The organism is Woeseia sp. D3-10, assembly GCF_055809415.1.
Genome location: NZ_JBVVTW010000007.1, coordinates 2197154 through 2214745 on the forward strand (window position 1 = coordinate 2197154; position 17592 = coordinate 2214745).

A 17592-nucleotide genomic window follows, 5' to 3' on the forward strand; every position below is an offset into this window, starting at 1 on the left:
TCATGTCCGTCGCAACGGTCGCAAACGAAACACGGTCAGTTCCATGTCGTTGCCGTCGGCATAAAAAGCTTCATGACTAAGCCGCAGTGCGTACTCGTTGCGGCCGATGGTTACGTTTCGGGTATGTTGCTTGCGCGCGCCTATTTGCCACCAGCCCGCTGGCAGAGGCAACAGGTCTGCACGCCACTGGCTGCGGCCGACAGGCAACAGTTTTTTTACCGCTTCACTGATGTAGAGAATACGGCCGCCGCCATCCAGTACGCCGGTCAGGTCGCCCAGGCCGTCCACAGCGATGCGGGCGTAATCGTTCTCCTGCAGGTCTTCCATGGTGATGCGCTGGAATTCATAGCCATCGGACACTCCGGGGTGGACCCGGAAATTGACCAGCTTGTAGCCGGATGCAGCCGGAAATACCTGGTGCGGCAACTCCGAAGACAGGCCCGATTTGATGAGCCGGATTGCCGGGTGATCGTGGGGAAACGGCAGTACCGTTGAATAGTGGCAACCAACAATAACTTCGGGCGGTTCTTCCAGTTCTTCAGCAAGGCGTGGGCTGACAGCGATGACCTGGAACGACGTACGGTCGATGATCATCTCCAGACCGTCGGTCTGGGTTAGAAAGCTGCGCGCCATGGATTCGGCACGGTGACTGCTGTCGCTGACGAAACGCAGACGCTCGAACAAGCGGCCGACCAGCGTGATGACCACGGCCGACGTAGTGACGACGCCCAGCATCGCAAATGAAAACACAATCATGAACTGCAACTGAGCGCTGCCGCCGGCCGTTACTCCATAGCCGACAAATTCGTGGGAGGTCAGTCCCGGCAATGCGTTCCAGAAGGGCGGAAAGCCGAGTTGATCCAGCTGCAAACGAAGATCAATGCTTTCTCGCAAAGCAGCGAGCCACGCTACCAGAATGGCATAGAAGGTAATTGCGTATTGTGCGCCGAGTCGCGCAACCAGGCCGATTGCAAGAACCGGCAAGGCAAAGAAAAGCGCAAAGCCCGGCGAAGCAAGAGCGCCCAGCTGTGACCAGATAACTGCCAGGCCGGTGATCGCTGCGACGTTGATCGATGAATGCAAAAATATCAGGCCGTTGCGTGAGTCGACATGGTCGAGCAGACGCGACAGGGTCTGATGACCGGCCGCAACGCCAAACGTGGTCCACAAGACCGTTGGCAGGTCGACTTTGAGGATGCCAATAGACCAGGATGCCAGGTAGGCAGCAGCCAGTATGATCAGGATCATGGGCCAGCAGGCGTCGAACAGCAGCCGGCGCTCGGTCATGTCCACGGCCGGTGTTGCCGATGTTCCGGTGGATATTCTCATGGCGCTTTGACTACGTACTGGCCGAACAAAATTTCGTCATTGCCATTGTCGGACAGCACATTGTTCATGTGCCGGGGTGTGCTTGGAATAAGCACGGAGTCCGGCATCAGCAGATCGAGGATACGAATGCCGGCCTGACCATTGCGCAACGCATGGTTGCCATCAATCGTGGGTGTGTCGCCAATCGCGATCAGGCCGTCGATGGTCTGGCTCGACAAGGTGTTGTTCCGCAATGCTGCTGTCACGGGAAGTCGGCCAACCGTCACGATGCCGTAACCATTACCGTAGATTTCGTTGCTATCAACCTGCAGGCCGTTCGCATCGACGATCAACATGCCGACTGCGGCGTTTCGGCCGACTTCATTCTTGTAGACCATGGAACTCGCCATTGCCGCCAGGTGCATGCCAATGCCGCTGCTGTCGACGATACGGTTTTCGGCGATGTTGGCCCGGGAGCTCAGTAAAGTGAGTCCGCTCATGCTGAATCCGGACAGACGATTGCCGCGCAGATCGATGACTGCGTTGGCGGCGGTAACGCCGTTGCGGCCGCCACGAAACTGATTGTCGTGCACGATAATCGTGCTCGCGGATTCGTTGGGCTCAATGCCGAACACGACCCAGAGGCCGCTGCCGCTGTTGTTGGTGAACGTGCTGCTACTAATGCTGACGCTGCCAGTGCTGCCTTCTATGCGTACGCCGTCGGTATTGTCGATGAAGAGACTGTTAGCGATGTTCAGGCGTTCCGCATTGAATGCACTGAGGCCGGTAGCGGCGTTGGTGACCGTAATGTCGCGGATCGAGACGTTGGCTGCGCTGATGCTGATGCCATTGGTACCGGCTGCATCGATAACGAGGTTGGCCAGTTCAATATTCTCACTGACAAGATGCAACAGAACGGACGCATTGTCCTTGTCGTTGATATTGACGATGCGGGTCGGCTCGTCGAGAGCTCCTGAAATGCGTAAGCCATGAGCTACGGCAATCGGTGGCAAACTGAGCTGGAGATCAACCTGCGGTACTCGCAACTCGATAGCGACATGGTGTTGGGCACGCATTGCCATGAACAAGGCGTCGCGCAGTGTGCCCGGACCGCGATCAGCACCGTTGTCGACAACAATGGTTGCGGGCACGACGCCGAACTGGCTCTCGGTCTCACTCGTCTCCAGAAACCGGCCGAGGCCGGCCAACAGGCCGAGCACGCCCAGTATCATTAGCGGCAACCAGGTTGTCTGTTTGCGAGTCATGCACGCTCTTCGCGAACGGCGACAATCAGCTTGTGCCATGACTGCTTGGGTAAGCGTGCGGCCAGCGCCAGATCCAGTGGCAGCGACAGCGCGGTGGCAACGCCGATGGTTGCTACCGCGAGCGGTCTTGGCATTGAGCGCAGGTACGGCAACGCCCACGTCTTGAACGGCATCGGGTCTACCCCGGCGACCGTATCGATGCGAAAGCCGTTGCGCTCGAGTACTGATTGGTAGGCGCTGAAGGGTCTCGCACGAAATATCGGACTGTTGCAGCGTACGTCGTCATCGGACGGTGCCGCTTCAAGCAAAACGAAGCGGCCGCCGGGACGTATCTGATCGGCGATGTTTCTGAACGCCAGATCGAAGCGCTCGTCGTCCATGATGTGCTGCAGCACGGTGACGCTGACGGCGGCGTCAAACTGCTTCCCGGACTTGAACTCGGAAACGTCGGCCGTGCACAAGTCGGCGTTGAGCGCGTTCGCTTTCAGGCGACGGGATGTTTCCGACACCATGGTTGGGCTGAGGTCGATAGCACTGACCCGATTGCCCTGACGGCTTAACATTTCTGTCCAGCGACCGACACCACAACCTATCTCAAGAACATCGGCATCATTGATATCTTGCAACCATGGGCGCAGTGCGCGTCGCTGGCAGATCTCGATAGATCGGTTGTAGAAACGCGGCATGCCGTAGGAGCAAACCGCGGCCAGGCCATCTTCATGTCGTGCAAATCTGACGGCGCGTTTTTCCCAGTAGCTAGCCAGCGTGTCTGCGGCTTCAAACATCTCGATACTCCGTACTTGTGGCTCGTTCTACATCGAACAGTAGGCTGCAGCAGGCTGTCAGCCAGGAATCAATTAACCCTTGCGTCGTCGATTGCGGCATCAGTTTCGTGCTGCGCTCAGCGTTCGCAACTCTCGCGACTGCGTACGGAACAACTCTTCGGGTGTGGTGTCATCAATCGGGTCGTCATCGACAGCCGTCGTCCGACATTCGATAATTGCGGCGATCTTCCTGACATCAGGAACAGCAAAACCTTCGGCGGCCAGTAACGGTAAGGCAGATTCAATCCAGATAAGCGACCGTGTGCGGGATGGCATGTGGCCACCGGCTGCCGATACGGTTTCCAGGCGCCGGGAAAAGCGGCGCTCTATTTCGCAAATCAGGTTACGGGCCGTGTCGTCTATCGGCAGGATTTTCTGCGGTTGTTGCCACGAAATATCCGTGCCGGGCACCGTGACCGTTTCGCTTATGGTGTGTGCCTTGAGTTCAGGATCGCGGGCCATAACAGAGCCTGAGAACGGAATGATGTACGGGTAGAGCCCGACTTCGCAGCCTTGCATGATCCAGTGATAAGCGCGGGTTACTGTGATGTGAATGTCGGCCACGCTGCATCGCGGTGAACTCATAATGAGGTCGAGAAATGGTGTCAGTCCGAGGCGCACGGCTTCCGCCAGATTGGTATCAATGTGCTTGAATATTTGCGCCTTGTTGAACTCGGCGAGGACATTCTGCGAGAAGCTCTCGACGCCGAAGCCCAGAACGCGGAAACCGGCGAGTTTCATGATCGCGAGACGCTCCGGCGTCATGGCATCGATGCGGTTCGTACTGATGAACTTCAGGTGTTCCGGAAAACGACCGCTGGCTTTGCCGGCGATGATGCCTTCGCACAATGGAATGATGCGTTTGTCGTTGGTGAAGACGAAAATGTCGTCCTGCCAGATGATGGTGCGTACGCCAGGTTGAGCGGCAACCACCCGGTCGATCATGGTCAGGCAATCGTCGGCACTCAGGCGGGTGACTTTTGCGACTTTGTCCTGTACTTCATGCAGAAAATTGGTGGAAGAGCAGAATGTGCACGCCATCGGACAGTAGTTGAGAGTGGCAATCCGCACAGAGCGAATTTCGGCCAAACGAGCTTCCCTGGCTGCTTTCTCGGTGAGCGAGTTGATGGAATAGGCCTGCTCAAGCCTTACCCAGTATTCCTCGAAAGGCATGTCTTCGTACGGCGTCCGCATGACCGCATCGCGAAATTCATCGTAGTCAAGGGCATAGCCGTGCAGCTTGTGAACGTTGCCGTCCTGCAATGGAACGGCAGTTGACTCGACGCCGAACAGCGCCAACCCTTTTTGCATGCGTTCCGCGAGTTCGAGCAGTGGCTTCTCGCCTTCGCCGAGTACAACCAGGTCCAGTTGCGCGAGCTGGCTGACGAGACCCGGGGCAAATGTAGCTTCCATGCCGCCGCCAATGAGCAATGCATCAGGCAGCATGGCGCGCGCGATGCTGCAAAGGCTCAGGTCGTACTTCAGCGTCATGCCGGTTGTGGACGAACCGATAATGTCCCAGTCGCGACTGGCCAGCAGTTTGCGAAATTCGGCAGCCGGCGCGCGTTTGCAATTGTTCGGATCGAACACCGTGGCGGCATGACCGTGATCATTCAGGTAGCCGCACAGGCGCCAGACACCCAATGGCGGAGCAAGGAACGTGTACTCGCCGCAATGCGGATCGTACGGACCGATCAACAGAATGTTGATCGGGCGATCTATCGGTGGGCGGGCATCTATGCGCGCCCCCGCTGTTTCGTTCTTCATTCCTGGCTCCAATCCTGGTTTGGCGGTGTTGCTGCCCGGTTTCAGCGACGTCCTGCCGCCGGTGTGTGCCGATACCTGCCGCTGTGCTTGCGGCGCAATCGGGCACCCGGGCGGTTTACGTTAGGTACCGGGTCCTACGCACGCGGAGTAAACGTCGAGTTGCTCGGCGACTGACAGCAAGGACCGCATGTCTATTCGCAGTGCGTCGAACGGTTGCGTTGTTTCGATCCACATGAAGCGGCGTGAAGCATCGAAGCCGCCACCGAGTTCTATGAGGTCCATCCAGGCGGCTCCGGTTTCTACGTCAGCGCCACCCAGCATGGTGGTGATGGTCAGATGGCCAAATGCCGAAACGTCTATCAATGTAAACGGGTCCGCGACGACAAAGCCGGCTCGCGTCGGTGTGTTGTAGACCGTATCCGAGTCGTTAACGGTCAGGCTGACGCCGCTGGCTGCGCCGGCCGTTATGACCATGCGCGAGGCATTGCCAAGATTGGCATCGATAACATTGTCTGGGTTGGTGACGCCGCACAGTACGCATAGCAGTCCACCCGTGTCGCGGTCGACAGTCGCTTGCGGCGACAGGATGGGCTCGTAGCTTTCGCCGACACCGCAAACAACCTGCGTATTGGCGTCGCAAGCGTTGCCTACACCATCCGCGTCAGTATCAGCCTGCCCCGGATTGCTGGTGAGCGGGCAATTGTCCGAACCATCGGCAACGCCATCGTTGTCGTCGTCGCTGTCACAGATATCGCCGCTGCCGTCCGCGTCGTTGTCGTCCTGCCCCGGGTTGGCAATGAACGGGCAGTTGTCCGCGCCGTCGTCGACGGTGTCGTTGTCATCGTCGCTGTCGCAGAGATTGCCCTGACCGTCGAGATCAGAATCCAACTGCAAGGGGTTGACCACCAACGGGCAGTTATCGACGAGATCGACGATCAGGTCATTGTCATCATCGAGATCGCAAGCGTCACCGATGCCGTCACTGTCGGTGTCTTCCTGACCGGCGTTGGCAACCAGCGTGCAGTTGTCGAGGCTGTCTTCGACGCCGTCCAGATCGGTGTCGGTGTTCAAATCGCAGGCGTCGCCCTCACCATCGCCGTCGGCGTCGTCCTGACCGGGGTTGGGGATCAATGGGCAGTTGTCGATGTCGTCATCAACGCCGTCGATGTCGGTGTCCAGGTTCGGGTCGCAGGCATCACCGATGCCATCGCCGTCGGTATCTTCCTGACCGGGATTGGCAATCAGCGGGCAATTGTCGATGAAATCAATGGTCGAGTCGCCGTCATCGTCGTCATCGCAGAGGTCGCCTTCACCGTCGCTGTCGAGGTCGAGCTGGGTAAGGTTGACGATGAGTGGGCAGTTATCAGCGCCATTCAGAAGGCTGTCGCCGTCAATGTCATCGTCGCAGGCGTCGCCGATCAGGTCGCCATCGGTATCTTCCTGGTCGGCGTTGCTGGTCAGCGGGCAGTTATCAACGATGTCGAGATCAAGATCGCCATCGTCATCGTCGTCACACAAATTGCCTTCACCGTCGCCGTCCAGATCGAGCTGCAGCAGGTTGACGACCAGCGGGCAGTTATCAATCAGGTCAGGAACAGTGTCGCCATCATCGTCCAGATCGCAGGCGTCGCCGATTTCGTCATTGTCGGTGTCGGCTTGCGCAGGGTTGCTGATGAGCGGGCAGTTGTCGGTGTCGTCGTCGGCACCATCGCCATCCGTGTCCGTGTTGGCGTCGCAAGCATCGCCGATGCCATCGCCATCCGTGTCCAGCTGTGACGGGTTAGCGTCGACCGGGCAATTGTCGGTGCCGTCAGCGACGGTGTCGTTGTCGTCATCGTTGTCGCAAAGATCGCCCGTGCCGTCAGAGTCATTGTCTTCCTGGCCGGGGTTGGCTACCGCCGGGCAGTTGTCGCTCGTGTCCGCAACGCCGTCCAGGTCACCGTCGAAGTCATTGTCACAAACATCGCCGATGCCGTCGCCATCGCTGTCGGCTTGATCGGCGTTGACCATGATCGGGCAATTATCGAGGCCGTTGGCGGTGCCATCACCGTCCACGTCGTTGTCACAGGCGTCACCTTCGCCGTCGGAATCAAAATCGGTTTGACTGGCATTGGAGTTGAGCGGGCAATTGTCGATGCCGTTGATAATCGTGTCGCCGTCTACATCGGTGTCACAGGTATCGCCAACTCCGTCCGAGTCCAGATCCTCCTGACCGGCGTTGGCGGCCAGCGGGCAGTTGTCGCTGCCGTCGTCGACACCATCGGCGTCAGTATCCGTATTGCTGTCGCAGGCATCGCCAATACCGTCAAGGTCGGTGTCGAGCTGAGTCAGATTGGCAATGAACGGACAGTTGTCGATAACGTCGAGTACGCCGTCACCGTCGTCGTCGAGGTCACAGGCGTCGCCGACGCCGTCCCCGTCGAGGTCAGTCTGACCGCCGTTGCTGATGATCGGGCAGTTATCGCCGAGGTTCGCAACGCCGTCGCCGTCTATATCGAGATCGCACAGGTCGCCAATGTTGTCGAGGTCGAGGTCGAGCTGCAGCGGATCGGCAATCAGCGGGCAAACGTCGATGGAGTTGGCTATGCCATCGCCGTCGCCGTCAGAGTCGCAAGCGTCACCCTGACCGTCGCCGTCTGCATCAGCCTGATCGGCGTTCGCTACAGCGGGGCAGTTGTCGACGTCGTCGTCGATGCCATCGCTGTCGGAATCGGTATTGGCATCGCAGGCATCGCCCAGTCCGTCGGCGTCGGCATCAGCCTGATCGCTGTTGGCGACGATCGGACAGTTGTCGACAGCATCGTCGACGTTATCGCCGTCATCATCGCTGTCACAGGCATTACCGTCGCCGTCATTGTCGGTATCGGTTTGCGCCGCATTGCTGATCATTGGGCAATTGTCGAGCGCGTCGTCAACGCCGTCGCCGTCAGAGTCCATGTTCGGATCGCACGCGTCGCCGATGCCGTCATTGTCGCCATCGAGTTGATCGGGGTTCGCATCGACCGGGCAGTTGTCCGCGTCATCGACCAGTCCGTCGTTGTCGTCGTCTTCGTCACAAGCATTGCCCGGGCCATCACCGTCCGCGTCTGCCTGATCAGGGTTGGGATGTGCCGGGCAGTTGTCGAGAACGTCTACGATGCCGTCGAGGTCGGAGTCCGAATCGCCGTCACACATGTCGCCCACACCGTCGTCATCGCTGTCAGCCTGACTCGGGTTGTTCACGAACGGGCAGTTGTCGCCGTCGTCAGCCCACATGTCACCGTCGCGGTCCGAGTCACAGGCATCGCCGGTGCCGTCGCCATCGGCATCGGCCTGATCGGCATTCGAGTTGACCGGGCAGTTGTCTGCGCCGTTCAGCTCGCCATCGCCGTCTATGTCCGTGTCGCAGGCATCGCCAACCATGTCGGCATCAAGATCAGACTGGTTGTTGTTCGGGATTGCGGGGCAGTTGTCGCTGCCATCGTCAACGCCGTCGTTGTCGCTGTCAGTGTTGGCGTCGCAGGCGTCGCCGACCCCGTCGTTGTCCGTGTCGGTTTGTGATTGGTTAGAGACTACGGGGCAATTGTCGGCCGTATCGTCGATACCGTCGGCATCGTCGTCGGTGTCGCAGGCATCGCCCTGGCCGTCCGCATCAAGGTCGGTTTGGTTGGCGTTGCTCATGACGGGGCAGTTGTCAGTGGCGTCGTCGACACCGTCGCCATCGTCGTCATTGTCACAGGCATCGCCGGTGCCATCCGCGTCCAGGTCTTCCTGGCCGGGATTGACGTTGATCGGGCAAATATCGGCCGAGTTGGCTACGCCGTCATCGTCGATGTCGGAGTCGCAGGCATCGCCCTGGCCGTCGGCGTCGAGATCTTGTTGGTCACTGTTGCTGGTGGCGGGACAGTTGTCCGTGACATCTGCAATGCCGTCGGCATCGGTGTCGAGCACAGCAGGCACGACCGGTTGTTCCGCTGTGGGCGATGAGCCGCCGCCGCAGGCAGCTAAAAACAGGCTGATACCGAGGACAGCCAGAAGCTGACTGGCGGACTTTGCAGGTGAATAAGACATCATCGCTCCAACGGGTTCTTCAGTACGTGTAGCGGCGGTGCCACACGCGCAATTGCTTGTGTTCAGACCCTACAGTGAATGGTCGGAAGCGAACTCTAACGGGGTCTCATTTTTCCAAAAAGCAATACATGTGAAAAAACGCACAAATAAGGGTTACGAATCGGCTATTTGGGAAGTTTCGGCGACCGTCGGCAGCTGCAAAATTTCGGTTTACCATAATGGCAGTGATGACGCGCGGTCAGAAATTACTGTTTAAAAAACAGTGCGTTATGCTCGGTCCTGGCGTTTTACTAGCGGCCGCCAGACCGACCGTTCCGGCTAATTCAGGGGCGATACGGCGCGCCGCGGAACAGCCGCCAAAATGAGTCCTGCTTGGCAGTTACGAGTGTGACGCCGGTCACAAGTCGCGACAGTGGTCACTCAGAATCGAGGGCAGCAGGGTTGCCAGCCGTACCGGATCAGGTTACAGGCGAGGTAGGAACTTGTTCAGCCCGTACCCGGGTTACGGCCGAGTACCGGCTTTGCGTCGTAGTGATCGGAATAAACGCGAAACCCAAACAGGCGAAGGGTGATCCAGTTGAGGTAGCCGATGAAGGTCGGCAGAACCAGCACGACGCTGTAGAGAAAGAACATTGGTATGAACAACAGGCCTCGGGCCATGGTATTGGCAGGCGAGACCAGCACATAAGCGACCAGGGCCACGACTGTGTACTTGAAGTAGCAGGCGGCAAAGAACGCCGGGTGATTGAGCGCGTTGTCGGCAATCAGGTTTAGCGCCAGCAACTCGTCGATGCCGTTGATGGCGCTGTAACTCAGTAGCACAATACTCGACAGCTTCAGCGGCCAGAGCAACATGCCGAGGATTCCGAAATAGATGCCGAACTGGTAGAAACCAACGGCCGAACGTTCCATGGCTCTGGCGATATTGCTGCCCTGCTCAGCAAATATTTTCAGCAAGCTGAACGACCAGCCGACGCGTTGCGAAAACCAGCCGTGCCAGGTGCGTTTGCCATCGGTCTCCAGGACCAGTTGCGGATCGTAAACAATGTCCTTGCCGGCGCCGAGTATGCTCAACGCGTTCTCCAGATCTTCACCGTACACCGACAGTGTATGGTGCTTCATGATCTCGTCGAGAACGGCCCGGTCGTAGACCGCAGCACCGGAGGTAACGGTTTGTGGAGAAAGGCTCGAGCGGCCGAGATCAAATGACAATACGTACTCGATACTCTGCAACTCGGCCAGGTTGCCATCCGGTCGCACAACCACTTTCGGACACATCGCGGCTGCACCGCTTTGCTGGAACGCGTGAATTCTTTCACTCAGGTTATCGGGCAGCGACACGTCCGGGTCGATGATGACGATCGTCCCCACTTCCGCGGGAATTTGCCGGAGCAGCTGCTTCAATGCGCCGGGCTTCTTTACGTTCCGTTCGAGTGCGAGATAGCGCCAGCCGGAAGCGCGCAAGCGGGAGACCGTGCTGTCGGTGGATGCATCGTCAACGATCCAGACGTTGGCGCGATACGCCTGCAGTGATTCCAGAAACGCGTCGAGCTGGTGCTCCATGTTGTGCACGGATACCAGTATGGCGTAGGGGCGCGGTTTGCCTGACGGTGCCGGGGATAGTTGTTGGCGGCGGTTCGTCTGGTGCCTGAGCCACAACCGCGCCGCTATGTCGAAGCCGTCGAGCAGGACGATGGCGCTGACGAGGAGGTAGGCCGGCACGGACAGCCCGGCGTTAACGACCAGCCACACAACGGTCGAGATCCCGGCAATGCCAAGGATGGCCATAAACCAGAAAGACGGCCTGAAAGCGGGTTCTGCCATATTGGGTCTACGCACGGGATAGCCGCTCGCAGCCGACGCCTTGCCGTGTTCGGCTGGCAGACAACCGCGTCATGCAGTCAATTTTTCGCGCGGCCAGTATTCGTCCTGAGACACTCATTGCCGGTTCCATTTCCCTAGAACAGTTCGCCCGGATAACGCATGCGTGTGGCCATCGCGAGCGAGCGGCACAGGAGTACAACCTCCAATGCAGCGCCATCACAGTACACAGCGTGTCAGCCAAACTCCCGCTCGGGATGGATATTCTGTGATCCAGCTAACACTAATCAGTGCGGTGACCGGAGATGGTGTAGGACCTGTTGTTGCCTGACGACTGTTGTCGGCGTGAGATCATGTTGCAGGAAACGGCGGAGGTCGATGCTACACGCGGTCGCCGGAATGCACTTCCCAGGGGCCCGCAAGCATCGCGGCATTCTGCGGTGAGACCTGACCTGCAGGCAGGCAAGTAATGAAGCCACCGCGTTGTTCAAGTTCGGGGTGGTTGTCACAATCCGTTACCCACGAACCACAGCCGAACCCGAAAAACCGCCGCCCTGCCGCTTGTGCGCGTGCGGACAAACTGGCCATGCATGCGGCGTAGGTACGACTATCGCCGTTCAGCCACTGCAAGCGATCCGTGCCGGGCGTTTGTTCGACGATAGCCAGAGTTTCTCCTCCGACTCGCAGGACTTCGACGGGGCTCGTGCGTTCAAGAAACTGGCTGCGCCAATCGTCCGTGCGCTGGTAGTAGTAGCCCGCGGCCCGGCTATGCAGGTTGTGCCGTGCGTGCAGTTCGCCGGCGTCGACATTCGCTGGTGTGACGTCCAGGTAGCGCGGTTGACGGTTGCTGGTCGTGGCTGAAAGCAGGTACGTCGTTGGAATCATCCATGCGCCGGCGCGTCGCATGCCTTTGCCGCTGGCGTTGTCGTCAGTGACATAGCCGAGCAGCAGCTCACAGCCTTGTGCGCCGACGTGCGCCGCCGACTCTTGCATGACTTGCGTGAAGTAGCCGTGGCCGCGCGCCTCCGGCAGGGTCCACGCGCCGGTTATCACGCCAACGTTGACTATCCGGCCGTCGCTATCCCGCAGCTGTCGGTAGACGACACCCGCGCCAGAGACTGGTTGACCATCTTTCATAAGAACGCCGTTGTCCGGCGTCTTGGCAGCGAACGGGCGGGACATGTACCAGTCATAGAGCACAGGAGTCCAACTGCCATTGAAGCTGCGATTCAGCAGGTCTACGTAGTCAGTAACGCAATAGCCTTCAGGGTTCCAGTTCATGCTCAGCATGATCTGTGTACCCGTTCACTGATCTCGCCCATGGATGTCCACCACAGCGTATCGCCGTAGCGCTGCCGTAAGGTTGTGAACAACAGGTCGAGGTAGTTGCAGTAAAGGTCATCAAGGCCGTCAGCCATCGTATGACCGCCGCCTGTCTTGAATATGTGTGCCTTGATCGACAGCAGGCCGCCGTTGTCGATGATGTCGAACGCGCGTTGCGGCGTGGACGTCGCCTGAAAGTTAGCGCTGAAATGCAGCAGCCGGTTGTGCGCGAGTTCCTGCGGAAAGAGTAGTGAGACCCCGCGCAGGCCACTCATGGCTGTTTGTGCATCGGGTGCAATCGGCGTTACAAGATCGCGTCCCGAACTCACGTAGCGAAACGATTCATCGCCCAGGGCCTGGACCAGGGGTTGCGGCAAATTCCACGCGGGTGGCTGGAAGCCGCCGGAATGATTGAGTCCGGCATTCTTAAAGATGTCGAGGCCTTGCCGTAGCAAGCCTGCACATTCCAGTTGATCCTGCTCCTGAAACTCGACCGCGAAGCGTGAGCCGTGGTGCAAATGGTGCAGGCCGTGCATCGCAATCTCGGTGCGTGGCAGAGCATTCAGGTAGTTGACGAATGCCGCATGCCGGTCGACCCGCATCTTTCCCTCCGGATGCAAGGTCGGCCAGATGATGCGTTCGCGCACGATCGGAATACGGGTGAGAAGGGATGGCCGCCGCACCAGCCCACGCGGTCGCCAGTCGGGTGTGACGAACAGCGTAACCTTGAGTTGCGGGTGTCGATGCAGCATCGTCTCCACCCGCCCCAGCGCACCGTCACCAAGATCGCCACCGGTTTCGTAGTCGTCTTGCGATGTCGCCGGGTGCACGTCGTCGATGCTGAAACAGACAGCGGCGGTCTTGCCGGGCGGCAGCCAGTCAGGCGGTGAGAAATGCGGGTTCATGCAAATCAGAATACCCATGTCGCCCTGACAGGCCAAAGAATTCAGCGCGTTACTGGGAGGCGCGTCACTCTCACGTGGCGCGGGCAGCGCGGTAATTCGCTTGCTTTCGATCAGGCAAAGCGCCGCTACATGTATTAGAATCCCGGCTCGATTTGCTCCGGCGAGTACTGTCTCTTCAGGCTCGCCCGCCGAGCAACACCGTCCCAAGGCGCCCGTAGCTCAGCTGGATAGAGTACTGCCCTCCGAAGGCAGGGGTCACAAGTTCGAATCTTGTCGGGCGCGCCATTTTTTGCATATTCGGTTGGTCAACCGGATGCGCCCGTCTTGACGCAGCACTATTCGAACTTGTGTCGCCCAACGGGCGACGGGTTCGACAGATCGGCGCAGTCAATCCTCTCGGGCGCGCCATTTTCACCGCCATCGCGTTGTCACGCTCTCGATGCAGCACCAGTCGCACTTAGGCCGCAGCAAGAGGCTGTGTCGCGTCGTCAATGCGGCATGACATTCTTCAGGCGCGATTTGTAGTGAACGTCGAACCTGCTTCATGCTTTTCAGCTTGGCGATATGAGCTACGTTTATTGCTGCAGCAACTTTGCACACGATACGAGTTCGCCAGACGAGTCGACGGCAGTCTTCAAGGTGACTTCATCTACATCATGCAATGCTTTGTTGTTGTGTGCGATTGCGTGCGTCGAAATGCGCAAACGGACGCGCATTCATTCCATACTGCCCGAAAAATTTTTGCGCGCATCTCGCGGCCGCAATTTTCCCGTCGAGCGCACAATTCAAAATAAGAGGCGCGGTCTTGTCTTGGCAATCTGCAGGCAGTTTTTTGTGCCGCCTCAATCCGCAGTCATATTTGCACAATGCTTAATCGCAAAAGACCCTAAAAAAAAACGGAAAAAAATCAATCATGGTCGATAAACACCAAAGTCCGCACACAGCGTGGCTGAATGATGACAAATTGGTTTCGCCAAAAACTGCTGCATCGTCGCCGGAAATTTTTCTGTAAGTGGTTTCAAGTTGCAGCAACGTGATACAACTACCACTAGAAACATAATAGTTTTCGTCAGACTTGTGACATATAGTAAAAAAAAGTGGGGGGATACGATGGAGTACAAACCAAGAGTGGGGAACGCTTACGGGCGTTGCGCGTTGTCTGTTGCCATAGCGATGTCACTGGCATACGGCGCGAGCCCGGCGGCCGCACAGGAAAATGAAGAAGAGCCCATAGAGGAAGTTGTTGTTACCGGTTCGCGAATTCAGCGTGCCGCCTATGACAACCTCCAGCCCGGAGTGGCGGTCGACTCGGAATTTCTCGATGAACGCGGCTTCGGAAACGTAGCGGACGCAATTAATGAAGTGCCAGCCTTTGGTTTGCCCCTCAGTAATTCGGGTCGTCAGGACTCTCAGTCCATCGGACAAAATTTCGCGAATGCCTTCGGCCTTGGCACGCAGCGCACGCTGACGTTGGTCAACGGTCGCCGGGTTGTTTCTCAGGCAACGCCGGGACTGGGTGGAGTCGCTGCTCCCGGGTCAGGGCTGCAGGTCGATCTGAATATGATTCCTACGATCATGATCGATCGGGTGGAAACCATTTTCGTCGGCGGTGCCCCCATTTACGGCACTGACGCCATCGCCGGTGCAGTCAACCTTATATATAAGAATGATTTCGAAGGGATCTCGTTCGACGTACAGACGCAGCAGGACCAGCGCAATACTGCCGGAAGTACGCGATTCCGGGGCTTGTGGGGTGCGAATAGCTCCGACGGCAAGGGCAACGTAATGCTGGGGCTGGAGTTCGCACGTACCGAGGCCACGCTGGTTACGGACAACGACCTTGCCAGCCGGGGCACGGCCCACTGTGAAAACGCCGCAGGCGGTCTGTCAGCCGTAGGTCTTCCTTTGCTGGTGCCGGACGACGGCATTCCGGACACCGTCATTTGCGATGATGCTTTTGGTGTCTGGCAGGTGCCAACGTCGGGCATGCCATTGGCAAGCCTGGGACTCGTCTGGCCGAACGGTGATAATTCGCTTCGGGATGCGCAAGGCAATCCGCTCATGTTCGGTGCCGACGGCAGTTTGATCACCTGGGAGCAAGCCAACCTGGGTACGCCGCGTGGCGCCTTCTTCAGTGTGGGTTCTGATGCGATCAACAACCCGCTGTTCGTCGGACTGAGTGAAACAAACAACCTGATCGCCCCGCTGGATCGCTACATTATTAATGCGACCGGTCATCGGGAGGTTTTGGACGGCGTCAATCTGTACGCGGAAGCACTTTTCGCGCGTACTGAATCCGCCAATGAAAGTCCCGACGCGAGCTTTGGTACGGTCGTGTTTGGTCCGGGCATAGGCGGTGTGGCACAGCTCAATATCGCCGAGAACCCGTACATCACAACCGCATTCCGTGATGTGCTCGTGCAAAACGGCGTGTACGACCCGGGCCTGGCAGACGATCAGTACGTCGGGATCAGCCGGTCCAACATGGATATCGGCTCCGATTCGCCGGATTTTCGTGAGCAGAATGTCTACCGCTTCGTGGTCGGACTCGACGGTACGTTCCCGCTCTTTGACCGCGAGTGGACTTGGGATACGTCTTTGAACTTTGGCGAGACCAATGCAACCGTTCGCCAAACGGATATCAACGGCAGGCGCCTTGCTCTGGCGATCGATTCGGTTCGCGATCCGGGAACCGGCAACATTGTTTGCCGTTCGCAACTCGAGCCGCCGCCGCAGCAATTCCCGCCCACGTTCCTGGAGCCACCGTCGACGGACATTACCAATTGCGTTCCGTTCAACCCGATCGGCATACAAGAACTTACCGACGAGCAGCGCGCTTACCTGCAGCAGCAGGACTACCAGTCGACCACCATCACGCAGGAAACCTTCGAGTTCAACGTGGCCGGTGATCTGGTCGACTTGCCGGCCGGCCCAATGGCGTTCGCTGGTGGTTACATTCGTCGCCAGGAAGACTCTGCGTTTCGGGCTGACCGGGCCAGTACTGTTGGCTTCGATCCGCTCACGCCGGTCCAGTCAGTGGCGGGTGGTTACACCACTGATGAGTTCTACACCGAGACATTGATACCTTTGGTTGAGCAGGGCAGTCGTTTTGACATACCGCTCATTGCCTCGCTGCAACTGGAAGCGGCCATTCGCTGGGTGGACAACTCGCTGGCGGGCAAGGACACGACATGGACAGTGGGTGCGCGGCTGCGACCAGACCTTCCCGGTCTGGAAGACTCGCTGACCATCCGCGGTAACGTCACGACGTCAATTCGTGCGCCTTCGGTGCAGGAACTGTTCCTGCCGCGATCGGAATTCAATGCGTTCGCGGACGATCCTTGCGATGACGAGTTCAGCACGGGCGGGCCGAATCCGGCCGTCAGGCAGGCCAACTGTGCGGCAGAAGTTGCGGCGCGGCAGGCGAACGGAGAGCTCGATCCGACCTTCCAGCTTGAAGGCTTTGTATCGCTCGCGGCCAATCGTGCTTTCCCGCAGTTCACTGGCGGTAATCAGAACCTCAAGAGCGAGGAAGCGGAGAGCTGGACCGCCGGTATCGTATTCTCACCGGATTTCGTGCCTGGCCTGACGGTATCGGCCGACTGGACCGATATTACGATCAATAACGAGATTGCTCGGCTGTCGGCAACGCAGATCATGAACGCTTGCTATGACAGCGTGGGCTTTCCCGCTTTGAACGAATGTACGCTGTTCGAGCGCGACTTTGACTTCCAGGTTGTCGCTCCGCAAACCGGTTTCCTCAACGCTGCATCACGCAACTTTGCCGGGTTGATCGCGAACTTTAACTACGATCTGAGCGATACGTGGGTCGCGGACAAGGTGCCTGGTGACATCGAAGTATTCGGCAGCATGTTCCATGTCGCCAAACACGAGCGAAACGTGACCGGCAGCAGTACGGAGATCCTGGCAGGCGAGCGCGGCTTCGAAGAGTGGCGTTCTCAGTTCAACATGCGCTGGACCAAGGATCGTCTCGGCGCGTTATGGCAGGCTCGCTTCATCGGCGCTTTCAAGGCAGATGCACAGGCGCCAGCGGAGCGATTCTCGCCCGGCCAGAACGGTGCCGACTCGAGCTGGATTCACAATGCGACGTTGACCTACCGGATCAACGAAGCCATTGGGGTCCGCTTGGTCGTCGACAATGTTTTCGACAATCGCGACAGCGCGGAACGTAGGGCTCAGACCCTGGGTGGTACGTCGACGCTTCCGTTCAGTCCTCTGGACGTGATCGGACGGCGTTTTGCTTTGAGCATTAACGGCGAGTTCTAGGCTGTTGATTTAACCGGGCATCCGCGGCGGTGATTATTTGCC

The 17592-nt window shown here is 58.4% G+C and carries 9 protein-coding genes and 1 tRNA gene; 2 read left to right on the forward strand and 8 right to left on the reverse strand.

The annotated features are described in order from the left end of the window. The 8 genes from AC0L8N_RS10325 to AC0L8N_RS10360 form a co-directional block, all read right to left on the reverse strand. Positions 1-1329 carry a hypothetical protein gene (locus AC0L8N_RS10325; protein ID WP_473667563.1) on the reverse strand — a complete coding sequence of 443 codons (1329 nt, stop codon included), beginning with the start codon at positions 1327-1329 and terminating at the stop codon, positions 1-3. After that, positions 1326-2573, reverse strand: a complete 1248-nt coding sequence (locus AC0L8N_RS10330) for a right-handed parallel beta-helix repeat-containing protein (protein ID WP_473667564.1) — start codon at positions 2571-2573, stop codon at positions 1326-1328. The genes AC0L8N_RS10325 and AC0L8N_RS10330 overlap by 4 nt, the downstream gene beginning before the upstream one ends. Next, positions 2570-3358, reverse strand: a complete 789-nt coding sequence (locus AC0L8N_RS10335) for a class I SAM-dependent methyltransferase (RefSeq protein ID WP_473667565.1) — start codon at positions 3356-3358, stop codon at positions 2570-2572. The genes AC0L8N_RS10330 and AC0L8N_RS10335 overlap by 4 nt, the downstream gene beginning before the upstream one ends. Before the next feature lie 99 nt (positions 3359-3457). Beyond that, positions 3458-5164 (reverse strand): B12-binding domain-containing radical SAM protein, encoded by a 1707-nt coding sequence (locus AC0L8N_RS10340; RefSeq protein ID WP_473667566.1) that lies wholly within the window; start codon positions 5162-5164, stop codon positions 3458-3460. A gap of 120 nt (positions 5165-5284) precedes the next feature. After that, positions 5285-9214, reverse strand: coding sequence for a thrombospondin type 3 repeat-containing protein (locus tag AC0L8N_RS10345; protein WP_473667567.1), 3930 nt, complete (start codon positions 9212-9214; stop codon positions 5285-5287). A 486-nt stretch (positions 9215-9700) separates the two neighbouring features. Further along, on the reverse strand, positions 9701-11038 hold the full coding sequence (locus tag AC0L8N_RS10350) for a glycosyltransferase family 2 protein (RefSeq protein WP_473667568.1): 1338 nt from the start codon (positions 11036-11038) through the stop codon (positions 9701-9703). 378 nt (positions 11039-11416) lie between these two features. Beyond that, positions 11417-12325 (reverse strand): GNAT family N-acetyltransferase, encoded by a 909-nt coding sequence (locus AC0L8N_RS10355; RefSeq protein WP_473667569.1) that lies wholly within the window; start codon positions 12323-12325, stop codon positions 11417-11419. Continuing rightward, positions 12319-13281, reverse strand: a complete 963-nt coding sequence (locus AC0L8N_RS10360) for a DUF2334 domain-containing protein (protein WP_473667570.1) — start codon at positions 13279-13281, stop codon at positions 12319-12321. The genes AC0L8N_RS10355 and AC0L8N_RS10360 overlap by 7 nt, the downstream gene beginning before the upstream one ends. A gap of 190 nt (positions 13282-13471) precedes the next feature. Here AC0L8N_RS10360 and AC0L8N_RS10365 point away from each other — a divergent pair. Both AC0L8N_RS10365 and AC0L8N_RS10370 read left to right on the forward strand, forming a co-directional pair. Beyond that, positions 13472-13548, forward strand: a tRNA-Arg gene (locus AC0L8N_RS10365). 825 nt (positions 13549-14373) lie between these two features. Next, on the forward strand, positions 14374-17550 hold the full coding sequence (locus AC0L8N_RS10370; RefSeq protein WP_473667571.1) for a TonB-dependent receptor: 3177 nt from the start codon (positions 14374-14376) through the stop codon (positions 17548-17550). Positions 17551-17592 lie beyond the last annotated feature (42 nt).